The following is a 13,982-nucleotide window of genomic DNA, read 5'->3' as shown; positions in this document are numbered from 1 at the left end:
GCCGCGTACGCGTCGCGACGGGGTCTTGGCGGAAACGTCGATCACGCCAAGCTGGACGGCTCCTGCGGGGAACAGCGGGGTCAGGCGGAGGCGCGGGCGCGGGCGCGGGCGGTGCGGCGCTTGAGAGCGCGGCGCTCGTCCTCGCTCAGACCGCCCCAGACGCCGGCGTCCTGTCCGGACTCCAGCGCCCACTTCAGGCACGCGTCGACGGCCGGGCAGGACCGGCAGACCTGCTTGGCCTCTTCGATCTGCATCAGGGCAGGGCCGGTGTTGCCGATCGGGAAGAACAGCTCGGGGTCCACGTCACGGCAGGCAGCTCGGTGGCGCCAGTCCATGCGTCCACTCCTTAGTAGATGGAACCTTTGGTCGGCTCCGTGCGGCTACTTTGTGAAGAGTTTCACTAACTCGCGCGAACAATTACCCGCATCCAGGTGTTGGACCGGGGTTGTCCGCCGACAGCCGGAGGGCCTTGGGGTTGTTAAAGGTCCTACGTTCCGACGTCAGTGTTGAGCTTTTCAGCCACGCAGAGTGCACGCAAGAGGGTTGGGGCGAAGTTTTGGGGGTTATGGATGTCGGATGCGTCACACAATGACCGAATGTAACCGGCTAGACCAGAACTTGTAACGCGTTCGGGGTAGACCGGAATGTTACGGATTCGCGTTCGCCCAGGTAGTCCCCGTCCAGCTGGAAGGCCACGGGACGGTCGGCGGTGAGGGTGAACTCGGCCTCGTCGTGCAGCTGGACGAGATGCTTGCCGGACGGGACGGCGTCACTCTCCGTGAGGATCTGCCGGATCAACCCGGCGATCTGGACCGGCCCCATCCGCCTCAGCCCGAGCAGGTCGAGCCCGGTCTCGAAGCTCGCCCACGGCGTCGGCGTCACCGGCTTGCCCCCCAGGTACGTCCACGGCGAGGTGTTGGTGATGATCGTCATGAACACGCCCTCGGCCGCCGGGATGCCCGGCCCGGTCAGGGTCATCGGAGCATGCCGCTTGTCCGTGGCCAGATAGTGCCGCAGAGCGGTGTTCACATACCGGGCCGGGGTAGCTTTCCTCCCCGTGCCCCGCAGGCCCTCCACGGCCCGCACGACCTCGGCGTCGTACCCCATGCCCGCGCAGAACGTGAAATACCGGTTGTGCCCCTCCCACAGCGCCTGCCCCAGGCCCACGGTCCGGCGCCGGCCCTCGCGCAGCGCCTCCAGGACCGCGCCGGTGGCCTCGACCGGCTCGTTCGGCAGGCCGAGTGAACGGGCGAACACGTTCGCGCTGCCGCCGGGGATCACGATGAGGCCGGGGCGGCCGGAGCTGGGGTCATCGGCCGGCGGGGTGTCGTGGCCGTTGACCGGGTTGAGCAGGCCGTTGACGGTCTCGTTGATCGTGCCGTCGCCGCCGAGCACCGCGACCACGTCGAACCCCTTGGCATGGGCCGTGGCCGCCAGTGTCGCGGCGTGCCCCCGGTAGCCGGTCTCCTCCACCGACAGCTCCACGGCCGCGCCGAGCGCGCGGATCAACACGTCTCTCGTGCGGGCGTTGGTGGTGGTGGCCTTGGGATTGACCAGCAACATTGCGCGCATATCGCCAGCGTAGCCGCTGATCGCCGACCTGCTCGGGGTGGGGGAACATCCCCGGCGGGACCGGACCCCGGGGCGGATAGGGTTTGGCTGTGTCGAAGCGTCCGTGGAGTTTGCTCGTCGCCGCCGTCGTCGTGGCGCTGGAGGGGCTCGTCGCCGTCGGGCTCGGGATCTACGTAGCGGTGGAGACGGTGGTGAGCACGCCTGACAGCCTCACCACGGCCATCGCGGAGTCGGCCTTCGGGCTGATGATCGGGGCCGGGCTGCTCTGGGTCGCCTGGGGCGGTCTGCTCCGGGCGGAGCGGTGGGGGAGGTCGCCGGGCGTGCTGGCACAGATCTTCCTGCTGCCCGTCGGGGTCACGCTCATCCAGTCGGACCAGCCACTGATCGGCGTTCCGCTGATCGTGGTGGCCCTGACCGGGCTGGTGGCGCTGCTCGCGCCCCCCACCACCCATGCTCTCTACGGGGACGGTTAGTCCTCCGCGGTCAGCCCCTCGCGCAACTGGGCGAGGGTACGGGCCAGCAACCGGGACACGTGCATCTGCGAGATGCCGAGCTCGGTCGCGATCTGCGACTGCGTCATGTTCCCGAAGAACCGCAGCAGCAGGATGCGCTTCTCGCGCGGCGGCAGCCGTTCGAGCAGCGGCTTGAGCGACTCGCGGTATTCGACGCCCTCCAGCGACTCGTCCACGATGCCCAGCGAGTCGGACACCGCGGGGGCGTCGTCGTCGCCGGAGTCGGGCGCGTCGAGGGACACCGTGGAGTAGGCGTTGGCCGACTCCAGGCCCTCCAGCACCTCCTCCTCGGTCATCTTGAGGTAGGCGGCCAGCTCGGCGACCGTGGGCGCGCGGCCCTCGCGCTGCGACAGGTCGCTGATCGCCTTCGTCAGCGAGAGCTTCAGCTCCTGCAGGCGGCGCGGCACCCGGACCGCCCAGCCCTTGTCGCGGAAGTGCCGCTTGATCTCGCCGACGATGGTGGGCGTGGCGTAGGTGGAGAACTCCACCCCGCGCTTGAGATCGAACCGGTCGATCGACTTGATCAGGCCGATCGTGGCGACCTGGGTGAGGTCGTCGAGCCACTCGCCGCGGTTGCGGAAGCGGCGGGCCAGGTATTCGACCAGAGGAAGGTGAAGCTCGACCAGCTCATCCCTGATGCGCTGGCGGCGCGGTTCCTCGGGACCCAGCTCGGCCAGCTCGGCGAAGAGCATGCGGGCGCGCACCCTGTCGGGCACGGCGTGTTCGCTGGTGGCCATGGCTCCAGTCCTTTCCGTCACGCCGGCCTCGCTGCGCCTCGGCGCTTACGCAGGACGATCGCCATGCGGTCGGGGGAGTCGGTCACGGCGTCGACGTCGTCGGCCAGGGCGGTCAGGACCATCCAGGCGAAGTCGTCGCGCTTCGGGGCGGAGTTGCCTACCGTGGCCACCTCGACGCTGACCTTCATCACGTCGCCGGTCAGCTCGAACTCGGCGGTCAGGTCGGTGCCCGGGACCGCCTCGCTCAGCAACATGGCACACGCCTCGTCGACCGCGATGCGCAGATCTTCGATCTCGTCCAGGGTGAAGTCGAGCCGGGCGGCCAGGCCGGCGGTGGCCGTACGCAGCACGGACAGGTAGGCACTCGCGGCCGGGAGCCTGATGCTCACCACGTCACGGATGCCGGCCACGCCCTCCGGACGCGTCTCGGTTTCCTCGGTCACGTTCCTCCTCGCGTTTCCGACGCCAACTGCAACTTACCGCTCCCGGGAGGTGCTTGGCGGATTCAGACTCGCCATCAACGGAAAAGGCTCTGTGCGGTCTGGACCGCACAGAGCCTTTTGTGCCGATTTAGGCGGCCTTGGTCTCCCAGAAGATCTTGGAGATCTCGTCGATCTTGGCCAGGAGCTCGTCGGCCTTGCCGCCGTCGACGGTGCCCTTGGCGGCCGCGGCGCCCGCCAGCTTGGTGGCCTCCCAGAAGAGCTGGTGCAGCTGGGGGTACTGCTCCAGGTGCGGCGGCTTGAAGTAGTCGGTCCAGAGCACCCACAGGTGGTGCTTGACCAGCTCGGCGCGCTGCTCCTTGATGATGAGCGCGCGGGTACGGAAGACCGGGTCGTCGCTGGCCTCGTACTTCTCCATGATCGCCTTGACCGACTCGGCCTCGATCCGGGCCTGGGCGGGGTCGTAGACACCACAGGGCAGGTCGCAGTGGGCGGAAGCGACATGCTTGGGTCGTAGCAGTCGTGCGAGCATCAGAAAGTCCTTCCTTGATGCTGAATCAGCTTGGTCCACAACCGACCTTACTCGGGTCCCAACGCCTGTGGAGTAGGGGGTCTCTGCCCATGAGAGTGCGTGTCGAGGGCGATTCGATGCGTCCCGCGCTGGTTCCCGGCGACTGGCTCCTGGTCCGCCGGGGAGCCGTCGTCCATCCCGGCGACCTCGTCGTGGCCAGGCTGCCCGGCGATCCCGAGCAGCTCATCGTGAAACGCGCCCAATGGCACGGCGAGGGCGGCTGGTGGCTGGAGAGCGACAACCAGCGCGCCGGCGGGCGCCGGGACAGCTGGGACTTCGGGCCGGTCGAGGAGATCGTCGGGCGCGTCGTGCTGCGCTACTGGCCGCTGGTGCGCCGCAGCTGACCTCTCAGGCGACCGCTGCGACCCCGTGGGCGGCCCCTCAGCCTTCTTGGGCGCTCCTGCGGCGCCGGTAGGCCGCCACGTTCGCGCGCGTGGCGCAGCGGGAGGAGCAGTAGCGGCGGGAGCGGTTGGAGGAGGTGTCGAGGAAGGCGCGGGCGCAGCGCGGCTCGTGGCAGCGGCCCAGCCGGTCGGCGCCCAGCTCGGCGACGACGGCGGCCAGGCCCATCACCGCGCTGGCGGCGGAGTCCTCGGCCAGATGGAGGTGCCAGCCCTGGCCGTCGTGGTCCGACAGCCGCGGGTGCACCGGGTAGCGCACCAGCAGGGCGTTGAGGCGGTCGGCCACCGCGTGCGCGTCGCCCGCGGCGTCGAACACGGCGGCCAGCTCGGCGCGCAGGCCGGTCAGCTCCGGGGGCGGGGCGGGATCGTTGATCAGGCGGACCGCCCACTCCGCGTAAGAGGTCAGGTCCATGCGGGAGTATTACACGAGTTGCCGGGCCCCCGGCACCTCCGGGGGCCCGGAAGGGTCACTCCTCCGGGTGCAGCACCCGGTGCAGGAACGTGCGGGTGCGCTCGTGCTGCGGGTCGCCGATCACCTGGGCGGGGTCGCCGTCCTCGACGACGACGCCGCCGTCCATGAAGACCACCCGGTCGGCCACCTGGCGGGCGAAGCCCATCTCGTGGGTGACCACGAGCATGGTCATGCCCTCCTCGGCCAGCTTGCGCATGACCGTGAGCACGTCGCCGACCAGCTCGGGGTCGAGCGCCGAGGTCGGCTCGTCGAACAGCATCAGGTCGGGGTTCATGGCCAGCGCCCTGGCGATGGCCACCCGCTGCTGCTGCCCGCCGGAGAGCTGGGTGGGGTAGGAGTCGCACTTGGCGCCGACGCCCACCTTCTCCAGGTTCTCCCGGGCCACGACCTCGGCCTCCCGCTTGCCGCGCTTCAGCACCCGCTGCTGCGCGATCATGACGTTCTCCAGCGCCGTCATGTGCGGGAACAGGTTGAACTGCTGGAAGACCATCCCGATGCGGCGTCGTACGTCGTCGATGTCCACGTCGGGGTCGGTGACCTCCACGCCCTGCACGAACACCTTGCCCTTGGTGGGCTCCTCCAGCAGGTTCACGCAGCGCAGCAGCGTGGACTTGCCCGAGCCGGACGGCCCGATGACGCACACCACCTGACCCGGCTCGACCGTCATGTCGATGCCCTTGAGCACCTGGTTCTTGCCGAAGTACTTGTGCAGGTCTCGTAGCTCGATGGCGTGCGTCATTGGCTCCTCCGCTTACGCCCCTCAAGCCGGGACGCGAGGTAGCCCAGCGGGATCGTGACGATCAGGTACGTCACGCCGGCGACCATGATGGGCGTGGCGTTGGCGTACTGGGAGGCCAGGTCGTTGCCGAACTTGGCCAGCTCGACGTACTCGCCGGAGACGCCCAGGAACAGCACCAGCGAGGAGTCCTTGAGCAGGGACACGAACTGGTTGGTGGTCGGCGGGATCACCATGCGGATGGCCTGCGGGATGACCACCGTCACCTGTGCCCGGGTCGCGGACATGCCCAGCGACCTGGCGGCCTCCGTCTGGCCCTTGGGGACCGCCTGAAGGCCGGCGCGGAAGACCTCCGCCTGGTAGGCGGCGCCGACCAGGCCGAGGCCCAGGATGCCCTGTCCGTACGTGCCGAACGGCACCTCGAACCCGGGCAGCGCCAGCGGCAGGAAGGTGATCATCAGGAAGATCAGCAGCGCCGGCAGGCCGCGGAAGATCTCGATGTAGACGACCGCGATCCACCGGTACGGCCGCACCTGCGACAACCGCATGAGCGCCAGCAGCAGCCCGGCCACGAACGAGACGACGAACCCGCCCACCGTGTAGATGATCGTGTTGCGCAGCGCGACCGTGAACAGGTCGGGCAGCGCCTGCTTGGCGACGTCGGCCTTGGCGAAGTTCTGCGCGAGGCTGGCCCAGTCCGCGTACAGGACCACGGCGACGAGCGCGGCGGCCAGCACGACGTACTGGACCGTACGCGTGATCTGCTGTTTCTTCCGAGGGCTGAGCCCGGCACGGCCGGGCTCAGCGGTCTTCGGCTGGTCGGCCATGGATCAGCCCAGCTCGCCGGGCTTCTTGCCGAACCACTTCACGTAGATCTTCTCGTAGGAGCCGTCCTGCTTGGCCTTGGTGATCTCTTCGTTGATCGTCTTGAGCAGGGTCGGGTCGGCGCCCTTCTTGAGGCCGATGCCGTACTGCTCGCCGGTGTCCAGGCTGGCGACCAGCTCGAACTTCTCGGCGATCTCGGGCTTCTTCAGCCAGGTCAGCACCACGGGAAGGTCCTGGACGATCACGTCGGCCTGCCCTGCCTGGAGGGCCAGCAGCTCCTTGGCCGAGTCGGCGTACTCGGTGGGGTTGAAGCCCTGCTTCTTGACGTAGTCGAGGCCGGTCGTGCTGGCCTGCGCGCCCAGCTTGAGGTTCTTGGCCTTGACGTCCTCCAGCGACTTAGCGCCCGAGCCCTTCTTGGCCAGCAGGGCCTGGGTGGCGTCGAAGTAGGGCTCGGAGAAGTCGATGTTCTGCTTGCGCTCGTCGGTGATCGTCATGCCGGCGGCGGCCACGTCGCACTTGCCCGCGGCCATGGCGGCGCCGCTCTTGATCACCGCGAAGTCGATGTCCACGATGTTCTGGGTCACGCCCAGCTTCTTCGCGGCGAGGTCGACGATGTCCACGTCGAACCCGACGATCTTGCCGCTGTCGTCCTTGAACTGGAACGGCTCGTACGGGATGTTCGTGCAGACCGTGAGCTTGCCGGGCTGGACGAGCTTCACGCCGCCGGCCGCGGAGGAGCTCGCACCGGTCGTGCTGCCGGAGGAGCCTCCGGTGTCGCTGCCACACGCGCTGAGGGCGAGAGCGGCGGTCAGGGCGAGCGCGCCGACAGCGTAGCCACGGCGGCCCTGGGGGCTGAGGGCCATGTACGGCCTCCTCGAAAGAGTTATGCCACGTAACTTGCGTTTTGTGCAGTTTAAATGGGGTTTAGCAGCGGTCCGTCATCCTGCGTTTAACGATGCGTCAACGGAACGGCGTCGGCTCCGACACCATCGACCATCTCACCATGTGGCACTATGGGGAGACGGGTGACCCCCGTAACCCCTCAGAGACGACCGACGAGGGGAGCCCGGCAGCTACCGAAGCCGGCCCACTCGCGCTCGTACGCCGATGGTTTCGTCCGTTCCGATGAATACTGGGGTCGCTGTGTCTGCCACGCCCGCTTCTGCTTCCGTCGAATCGCTCGACCTCGATCCGGCCTTCGCGCTCCACCGCGGGGGCAAGCTGGAGGTCCGCTCGACCATTCCCGTCCGCGACGCCGACGACCTGTCGCTCGCCTACACGCCCGGGGTCGCCCGGGTCTGCACCGCCATCGCCGAGACGCCTTCGCTGGTCAACGACTACACCTGGGTCTCCAACGTGGTCGCCGTCGTCACCGACGGCACCGCCGTGCTCGGCCTGGGCGACATCGGGCCGTCGGCCGCCATGCCGGTCATGGAGGGCAAGGCGCTGCTGTTCAAGGAGTTCGGCAACGTCGACGCCGTCCCGATCTGCCTCGACTGCACCGACGTCGACGCGCTCGTCGAGACCGTGGTGCGTCTCGCGCCGTCGTTCGGCGGCGTCAACCTGGAGGACATCAGCGCCCCGCGCTGCTTCGAGGTCGAAGACCGCCTGCGCGACCTGCTCGACATCCCGGTCTTCCACGACGACCAGCACGGCACCGCCATCGTCGCGCTGGCCGCCCTGCAGAACGCGGCCCGCCTGACCGGCCGCACGCTCGGCGACCTGCGCGCCGTCGTGGCCGGCGCGGGCGCCTCCGGCGTCGCCGTCACCCGCATCCTGCTGGGCGCCGGCATCGGCGACATCGCGGTCGCCGACTCCAAGGGCATGATCTACGAGGGCCGCGAAGGGCTCAACCCGGTCAAGGAGGCCCTGGCCCGCGACACCAACCGGGCCGGCCACACCGGCTCCACCGAGGAGGCCCTGGCCGGCGCCGACGTCTTCCTCGGCCTGTCCGGCTCGACCGTCTCCGAGGCGGCCATCGCGTCGATGGCCCCCGACGCCATCGTCTTCGCCCTGTCCAACCCCACCCCGGAGGTCCACCCGGAGGTGGCCGCCAGGCACGCCAGGGTGGTCGCCACCGGGCGCTCCGACTTTCCCAACCAGATCAACAACGTCCTGGCCTTCCCCGGGGTCTTCCGGGGCGCGCTCGACGTGCGGGCCACGACCATCACCGAGAACATGAAGGTGGCCGCCGCCGAGGCGCTGGCCGCCGTCGTCGGCGACGACCTCTCGGCGACGTACGTCATCCCGAGCCCGTTCGACCAGCGCGTGGCCCCGGCCGTGACCGCAGCCGTGGCCGCCCAGGCCCGCGCCGACGGCGTCGCCCGCGCCTGATCCACACTGTTGCGAACGGGGGCCGATCGGCCCCCGTTCGCCGCTTTTTCGCGCTTCCCCGCAGGTCGGAGGGCATTGCTGTTTCCCGGCCGCGGCGTGGGTAGGTGAGTTCCCCGTCCAGGGGAAACGGATGCGGATCCGGATCCCGAGCAGGGCTGGCGGAGGGATTGCGATGGAGTTCGCGTGACCTTGGGGAACTGCCGGAAAGCCTTTACACAACGTGCTATAACAATAGCTCTCTGTAAGGTTGTGGGCGCCGACTCCTGTGACGAGGAGAGCGATGGAACGCGAGCCTAATCGATTGCTGCAGCAGCTCATCGCGGAGGCAGGTTTCTCCCACAAGGGATTGGCCCGGCGCCTCAACGATCTCGGAGCCGCGCGCGGCACGCCGGGCCTCAAGTACGACCACAGTTCGGTGCTGCGGTGGATCGGCGGCCAGAAACCACGGGATCCCGTCCCGTGCCTGCTCACGGAGATCTTCGCGTTGCGGCTCGGTCGCCCGGTGAGCTCGGAGGATCTGGGCATGCCGACCAACATCACGCCCCTCGACCTCGGTCAGGAGTTCACCCACACGTGGCAGGAGGGGGTCGCGACCGTGACGGCGTTGTGGCGGGCCGACGTAGAGAGACGGAGGTTTCTGATCGACTCCACCTTCGCGATCGGAGCAGGCTCCGTCGGAGCCATACGGTGGCTGACGGCGCCCGCCGACGGGCGTCCCAGCGGCACCGGGGCACGCCGGGTGGGCCGGGCGGACGTCGCCGCGATCCACGAGGTGACCCGGTCCTTCGGCGAGCTCGACAACCGCTTCGGCAGTGGCCGGGTGCGCTCGTCCGTCGTGAAGTACCTCGACACCGCTGTCTCCCCCCTGCTCAAGGACGGCAGCTACGGCGAGTCCACCGGCAAGCAGCTCGCCGCCGCGGCCGCCGAGCTGACCCGCCTGGCCGGCTGGATGGCCTACGACATGGAGCAGCACGGCCTGGCCCAGCGCTATCTCATCCAGGCCCTCCGCCTGGCCAGGGGCGCCGACGACCACACCCTGGGCGGCGAGATCCTGGCCGGCATGGCCCACCAGGCCATCTACATGGGCCAGCCCGCCCACGCGCTCGACCTCGCCAGGGCCGCCCAGCTCGCGGCCCGGCGGGCCGGCGTCCAGACCCTGCTGGCCTCCGCCCAGGTCCTGGAGGCCCACGCGCACGCGGGTCTCGGCGACCCCAGGTCCTGCGGCGCCTCCCTGCACCAGGCCGAGCTGGCCTTCGACGCCCGCAGGCCCACCGAGGAGCCGCGCTGGCTCAGCTACTTCGACGAGGCCTACCTGTCGGCCAAGTTCGCCCACTGCTTCCGCGACCTGGGGGAGGGGGAGCGCACCGTGCGGCTGGCGCGGCGCTCCCTCGACATGGACACCCGGTACGTCCGGGGGCGCATGTTCAACCTGTCGCTGCTGGCGGCGGGGCTGCTGGAGTGCGGCGAGCTCGACGAGGCGTGCCAGGCGGCGGGGAGCGCGCTCTCGCTGGCGGGGGAGCTGCAGTCGGCGCGGTCGCGGTCGTACGCGGCGGATCTGCGGCGGCGGCTGGAGCCGTTCAAGAACGAGCGGGCCGTGATGGCGTTGCGGGAGCGTACGCGCGAGCTGACGTCCGTGTGATGCCCCGGGCCGCCTTTCCTGGCGGTCCGGGGCTTCGCTGCGCTACTTGAGGAGTTCGCCGTTCGGGCCGACGATGCTCTTGGTCTCGGCGTAGTTGGCCTTGTTGTAGACGTCGGCCACCTCACCGTCGAAGTAGGCGGAGCTGATGTAGTCGATCCGGTCGTTGCCGTCCTGGTCGTGGAACATGCTCGTCACGCCGTTGACGTAGCCGGTGCGCTTGCCGTTGTCGTACTTCATGAGCCAGGGGCCGCCGTCGGCGCCGCCGGTCATGGAGCACTTGAGCACCTGGTGCTCCTCCACCCGGAAGGTGTTGACCTGGTACGTCTTCGTGCCGGTCTTGCCGGAGCACCACTTGGGGGTCACGCCGGTGTAGGGCTTGTCGCCGTCGGGGTGCGGGTCGCCGGGGTAGCCGAAGACGGTGACCTTCTGACCGCGCGGCTGGTTCCACGCGAAGCCCTGACCGCCGACCACGTCACCGAGCCGGCCCATGTCTTTGGCCATGCCCATGAAGTAGTGGTCGCGGAAGTAGCGGACCGTCTTGCCCGCCTTGACCCACTGCTTGAGGTAGTAGTGCGTCTCGAACCAGCCGGTCTCGGTGCCGTTGGCGTCCTTGGTGACGTCGAGCTTGCCGAGGACCTTGCCGTCGGCCTTGTCGGCCACGAGCTTCTTGTAGGTCTCCTGGCTGATGGGCGTGGGGCCGACCTTCTCGTACTGCTCGCCGTTCTTGTCGTCCCGGGTGCCCGCCGGAGCCTTCGCGTAGTCGGCGTCGGTGACCTCGACCCTGGTCAGGGCCTTCTCGCCCTTGTAGTCGTGGCCCACCTTGTCCGGGGTGACGTCGAAGTCCTTCGACCAGTACGGTCCCGCCGAGCCGTACTTCTCCCGGCCGGTGTCGTACTCGTCCTTCTTGACCTCTTCCTGGTCGATCCACTTGTCCCCGCCCCAGGCGGTGAACTCGCTCTTGGTGACCTCTTTGCTGCCGGTCAAAGAGAAGCCGTTGTGCACCGCGACGAAGGCGAAGTCGCCGTCGTAGTCGTCGTAGGTGTCGAGGTCGTAGGCCGTGAAGGCGTAGGCGCCGACGTAGACGCCCCAGGGAGCCTTGCCCTGGTAGTAACCGGGGACGAAGATCCACTTGGAGTAGACGTCCTTGCCCGTCTCGTACACGCAGTGGCCGGCGGTCGCCACGAGGTTGCGGTAGCGGGCCTGGATGGAGGTGGCCGAGCACCAGCGGTGGCGGCCGGCGCTGTCGACGAAGAACACCTTGCCGATGGTCTTGGGCAGGTTGACGTTCTTGCTCGCGCTGGGCTTCGGCGCGCTCGTGGCAGCGGTCAGGCCGGGCTTGCCGTCGGGGGCGCCGTCCTTGCTCTGCGTGGCGACCAGCTTGGAGACGTTCTTGGCGTCCCAGTGGTACTGCGTCGCCTTGCGCAGGGCCGCGCCGTTCGCGCCCAGCCAGAACTTGGCGGTGCTGTACGCGTCGGCGGGCTTCGGCATGAGGTTGTCGCTGACCCAGCTGGGGACGGCGCTGGAGGGGTGGGCAAGCAGGGCGGCGCTCAAGCCGGCGGCGGCGAGGGGGATGAGCAGGCGCTTCAAGGGAGGCTCCACGAAGTTGTCAAGAATGGCGTAAAGACACTATCGACCCTTTAGTCACTCTGGTAAGAGTTACTGTCTCTTTCGCCAGAAAAGGCCGAAGGGCCCGGCAGATGCCGAGCCCTTCGGGTGAAGCTAGGTTGAGCGGAGGTTTGGACCCTCAGCCCGGGATCCGTCCGAAGATTAGCTGTCAGCCTTCGGAAGGATGGAGCCCGACCACACGTTCGCCGCGGCGGCGTAGACCGAGTTGGTCTCACCGTCGAAGTACGGCGAGGACATGTAGTCCCAGCGGTCGTTGTTGTCCGTGTCGTACAGAACGCTGGTCACGCCGTTGACGTAGCCCATGCGCTTGGCGTTGCTGTACTTGAGGAGCCACGGGGCGCCGTTGTAGCCGCCGGTGACGGCGCACTTCAGCGAGATGTGCTCTTCGATCTTCAGGCTCGGGACCTTGGTGGCCTTCGCACCGGTCTTGCCGTAGCACCACTTCGGCGTAACGCCGGAGTAGGGCTTCGAGCCGTCGGGGTGCTTGGCGTAGGGGTAGCCGAAGGTACGGACGTACTTACCGGTGGGCTGGTTCCACGCGAAGCCCTGGCCACCGACGTTGTCGCCGAGACGGCCGGCGTCCTTGAGGTCGTGCTCCACGATGAAGTAGTGGCGCACGATGTACTTGACGTCGGTCTTCTTGTACCACTGCTTGACGTAGGTACGAACGATGTACCAGCCGTCAGAGGTCCAGGTCCAGCGACGGTGCTTGATCTGGTCGCCCTGCTTGATGGCGAAGCCCAGCTCCTTGCCGTCAGCCTTGTTCTTCAGGAACTCGTTGTACTGCGACTCCGAGACCGGGGTCACGACCATGCCGTCACGGCCGGTGTTGGACTGCTCGCCGTTCTTGTTCTCACGGGTGGAGTCCGGAGCGGCCTGCCAGGTCTTGACGTCGACCTCGAGGTCCACCAGCTTCTTCGCGCCAGCGAAGTCGTGGCCGACCTTGTCGGTGGTCTCGCCCTCTTCGACCTTGATCAGCGGGCCGTTGGTGGGGTCGACAGCCTTGGGGCCGTACTTGGCCGCAAGCTCGTCCCACTTGGCCTTCGTGACTTCCTCGTCCTCGAAGTACTTGTCGCCGACACCCTTGTAGCCGTCGAACTCGCTACGGGTGACCTCGGACTTCTTGGCGCCCAGCGTGCCGCCAACACCGTTGTAGACGGTGACGAACGCGTAGTCGCGGTCGAAGTCCTCGTAGTTCGAGAAGTCGTAGTGGGTGAAGGCCTGCTTGCCCACGTAGATGCCCCAGGGAGCCTTGCCCTGGTAGTAACCCGGGACGAACACCCAGCGGGACACGACCTCGTCGTTGGCGGCGATGTCGTACACGCAGTGACCAGCCGTCGCAACCAGGTTGCGGTAGTTCGACTGGATCGAGGTGCCGGAGCACCAGTACAGCTTGCCGTCGCGGCCCTCGAAGAACACCTTGCCGATGGACTTCGGCAGGTTCACGTTCTGCGACTTGACCGTGGTGGTCTTCTCGGCGCCGATCGGCGGGGTGGAGCCGGGCTTGCCGTCAGCGACGTACCCGCCCTTCTGCACGATCTTCTTGACGTCCTTGTTGTCCCAGTAGTAGGCCGTGGCCTGCTTCAGGGCAGCGTTGTCGGACTTGGTCCAGAAGTTCAGGACCTCGGCGGCCTTCTGCTGGCTGGCAGCCAGAGCGGCAGCGTCGACGTCCGGGTCGGCCTGGGCGGCACCGGCGAGACCGGCGGCCAGCAGACCGGTGGCCAGAATGGCGCCACCGGCGGGGAGGAGGATGCGCTTCAAGGTAACTCCTTGCGCTGTCGTGGAACGCTTCTTGCGTCCCATGCGTCAGTAAAGGGATAGCCAGGAACATACAGTGTCGATCTTGAGATCCGGTAGCCGCTTTGAGAGGAAAAGATGCGACAAGCCGGGCGTTATCGTTCTGTGATGTTTAGGCTGATGTTGCGCAGGAGTTGAATGAAGTCGGGCTTGAGACTGTTTGCCCTGATCAACATAAAGAAGGTGTGAGCCGGGCCGGCGGGCTCTCCGGTCGCCGGCGATCCGGTCCGCTCAGGCGATGTGACGCAGATCACATTAGGTTGATGGCACCGATTCGGCGTCGCGTGCGTCCAACCGCCTTCACTTTCCGGGCCGGAAAGGCT

General features: G+C 67.9%; 15 protein-coding genes. 4 read left to right on the top strand and 11 right to left on the bottom strand.

Annotated features, from left to right (window positions below):
• Window positions 1-80: 80 nt before the first annotated feature.
• A complete protein-coding gene (locus AB0J97_RS07030) occupies window positions 81-335 on the bottom strand; it encodes a WhiB family transcriptional regulator (RefSeq protein ID WP_113705541.1) in 255 nt (84 codons plus the stop codon).
• A gap of 271 nt (window positions 336-606) precedes the next feature.
• On the bottom strand, window positions 607-1,572 hold the full coding sequence (locus tag AB0J97_RS07025) for a diacylglycerol kinase family protein (protein ID WP_357697303.1): 966 nt from the start codon (window positions 1,570-1,572) through the stop codon (window positions 607-609).
• An 89-nt stretch (window positions 1,573-1,661) separates the two neighbouring features.
• Between AB0J97_RS07025 and AB0J97_RS07020 the strand changes: the two genes are divergently transcribed.
• A complete protein-coding gene (locus AB0J97_RS07020; RefSeq protein ID WP_364085521.1) occupies window positions 1,662-2,045 on the top strand; it encodes a hypothetical protein in 384 nt (127 codons plus the stop codon).
• On the opposite strand, the gene AB0J97_RS07015 is transcribed toward AB0J97_RS07020, so the two are convergent.
• From AB0J97_RS07015 to sodN, 3 genes are all read right to left on the bottom strand, one after another.
• Window positions 2,042-2,821, bottom strand: a complete 780-nt coding sequence (locus AB0J97_RS07015) for an RNA polymerase sigma factor SigF (protein ID WP_189646565.1) — start codon at window positions 2,819-2,821, stop codon at window positions 2,042-2,044. The genes AB0J97_RS07020 and AB0J97_RS07015 overlap by 4 nt on opposite strands.
• A gap of 17 nt (window positions 2,822-2,838) precedes the next feature.
• A complete protein-coding gene (locus tag AB0J97_RS07010) occupies window positions 2,839-3,264 on the bottom strand; it encodes an anti-sigma factor (protein WP_357697307.1) in 426 nt (141 codons plus the stop codon).
• A gap of 127 nt (window positions 3,265-3,391) precedes the next feature.
• Window positions 3,392-3,793, bottom strand: a complete 402-nt coding sequence (gene sodN / locus AB0J97_RS07005; RefSeq protein WP_352331376.1) for a superoxide dismutase, Ni — start codon at window positions 3,791-3,793, stop codon at window positions 3,392-3,394.
• Window positions 3,794-3,882: 89 nt separating this feature from the next.
• Here sodN and AB0J97_RS07000 point away from each other — a divergent pair, with 89 nt between their 5' ends.
• A complete protein-coding gene (locus tag AB0J97_RS07000; protein ID WP_364085514.1) occupies window positions 3,883-4,176 on the top strand; it encodes a S24 family peptidase in 294 nt (97 codons plus the stop codon).
• A 37-nt stretch (window positions 4,177-4,213) separates the two neighbouring features.
• Here AB0J97_RS07000 and AB0J97_RS06995 read toward each other — a convergent pair whose 3' ends face one another.
• The 4 genes from AB0J97_RS06995 to AB0J97_RS06980 are packed head-to-tail and all read right to left on the bottom strand — an operon-like array spanning window position 4,214 to window position 7,126.
• Window positions 4,214-4,642 (bottom strand): CGNR zinc finger domain-containing protein, encoded by a 429-nt coding sequence (locus tag AB0J97_RS06995; protein WP_364085510.1) that lies wholly within the window; start codon window positions 4,640-4,642, stop codon window positions 4,214-4,216.
• 55 nt (window positions 4,643-4,697) lie between these two features.
• A complete protein-coding gene (locus tag AB0J97_RS06990) occupies window positions 4,698-5,441 on the bottom strand; it encodes an amino acid ABC transporter ATP-binding protein (RefSeq protein ID WP_357697313.1) in 744 nt (247 codons plus the stop codon).
• Window positions 5,438-6,265 (bottom strand): amino acid ABC transporter permease, encoded by an 828-nt coding sequence (locus tag AB0J97_RS06985; RefSeq protein WP_357697315.1) that lies wholly within the window; start codon window positions 6,263-6,265, stop codon window positions 5,438-5,440. Before AB0J97_RS06985 ends, AB0J97_RS06990 begins: the two co-directional genes overlap by 4 nt.
• A 3-nt stretch (window positions 6,266-6,268) precedes the next feature.
• The gene (locus tag AB0J97_RS06980; RefSeq protein ID WP_357697317.1) at window positions 6,269-7,126 is read right to left on the bottom strand and encodes an ABC transporter substrate-binding protein; all 858 of its coding nucleotides are present in this window, start codon (window positions 7,124-7,126) and stop codon (window positions 6,269-6,271) included.
• A gap of 262 nt (window positions 7,127-7,388) precedes the next feature.
• Here AB0J97_RS06980 and AB0J97_RS06975 point away from each other — a divergent pair, with 262 nt between their 5' ends.
• Window positions 7,389-8,597: an NADP-dependent malic enzyme gene (locus AB0J97_RS06975; RefSeq protein WP_364085505.1), complete on the top strand. Its 1,209-nt coding sequence runs from the start codon at window positions 7,389-7,391 to the stop codon at window positions 8,595-8,597.
• Window positions 8,598-8,877: 280 nt separating this feature from the next.
• Window positions 8,878-10,236, top strand: coding sequence for a hypothetical protein (locus AB0J97_RS06970; protein ID WP_364085502.1), 1,359 nt, complete (start codon window positions 8,878-8,880; stop codon window positions 10,234-10,236).
• 42 nt (window positions 10,237-10,278) lie between these two features.
• Here AB0J97_RS06970 and AB0J97_RS06965 read toward each other — a convergent pair whose 3' ends face one another.
• Both AB0J97_RS06965 and AB0J97_RS06960 read right to left on the bottom strand, forming a co-directional pair.
• On the bottom strand, window positions 10,279-11,823 hold the full coding sequence (locus AB0J97_RS06965) for a hypothetical protein (RefSeq protein ID WP_364085499.1): 1,545 nt from the start codon (window positions 11,821-11,823) through the stop codon (window positions 10,279-10,281).
• 180 nt (window positions 11,824-12,003) lie between these two features.
• Window positions 12,004-13,623, bottom strand: a complete 1,620-nt coding sequence (locus tag AB0J97_RS06960; protein ID WP_364085493.1) for a hypothetical protein — start codon at window positions 13,621-13,623, stop codon at window positions 12,004-12,006.
• Window positions 13,624-13,982: the final 359 nt, after the last annotated feature.

This window comes from Nonomuraea sp. NPDC049607 (genome assembly GCF_040675375.1).
Lineage (GTDB): Bacteria > Actinomycetota > Actinomycetes > Streptosporangiales > Streptosporangiaceae > Nonomuraea.
The sequence above is the reverse complement of the archived record's forward strand: the minus strand, read 5'-3'. Positions and strand labels throughout refer to the sequence as shown.

What these genes read in the sequence shown, in the direction of transcription:
- AB0J97_RS07030 (WP_113705541.1), bottom strand. Translation starts at nt 335, where the DNA reads ATGGACTGGCGCCACCGAGCTGCCTGCCGTGACGTGGACCCCGAGCTG.
- AB0J97_RS07025 (WP_357697303.1), bottom strand. Translation starts at nt 1,572, where the DNA reads ATGCGCGCAATGTTGCTGGTCAATCCCAAGGCCACCACCACCAACGCC.
- AB0J97_RS07015 (WP_189646565.1), bottom strand. Translation starts at nt 2,821, where the DNA reads ATGGCCACCAGCGAACACGCCGTGCCCGACAGGGTGCGCGCCCGCATG.
- sodN (WP_352331376.1), bottom strand. Translation starts at nt 3,793, where the DNA reads ATGCTCGCACGACTGCTACGACCCAAGCATGTCGCTTCCGCCCACTGC.
- AB0J97_RS07000 (WP_364085514.1), top strand. Translation starts at nt 3,883, where the DNA reads ATGAGAGTGCGTGTCGAGGGCGATTCGATGCGTCCCGCGCTGGTTCCC.
- AB0J97_RS06995 (WP_364085510.1), bottom strand. Translation starts at nt 4,642, where the DNA reads ATGGACCTGACCTCTTACGCGGAGTGGGCGGTCCGCCTGATCAACGAT.
- AB0J97_RS06990 (WP_357697313.1), bottom strand. Translation starts at nt 5,441, where the DNA reads ATGACGCACGCCATCGAGCTACGAGACCTGCACAAGTACTTCGGCAAG.
- AB0J97_RS06985 (WP_357697315.1), bottom strand. Translation starts at nt 6,265, where the DNA reads ATGGCCGACCAGCCGAAGACCGCTGAGCCCGGCCGTGCCGGGCTCAGC.
- AB0J97_RS06980 (WP_357697317.1), bottom strand. Translation starts at nt 7,126, where the DNA reads ATGGCCCTCAGCCCCCAGGGCCGCCGTGGCTACGCTGTCGGCGCGCTC.
- AB0J97_RS06975 (WP_364085505.1), top strand. Translation starts at nt 7,389, where the DNA reads ATGAATACTGGGGTCGCTGTGTCTGCCACGCCCGCTTCTGCTTCCGTC.
- AB0J97_RS06970 (WP_364085502.1), top strand. Translation starts at nt 8,878, where the DNA reads ATGGAACGCGAGCCTAATCGATTGCTGCAGCAGCTCATCGCGGAGGCA.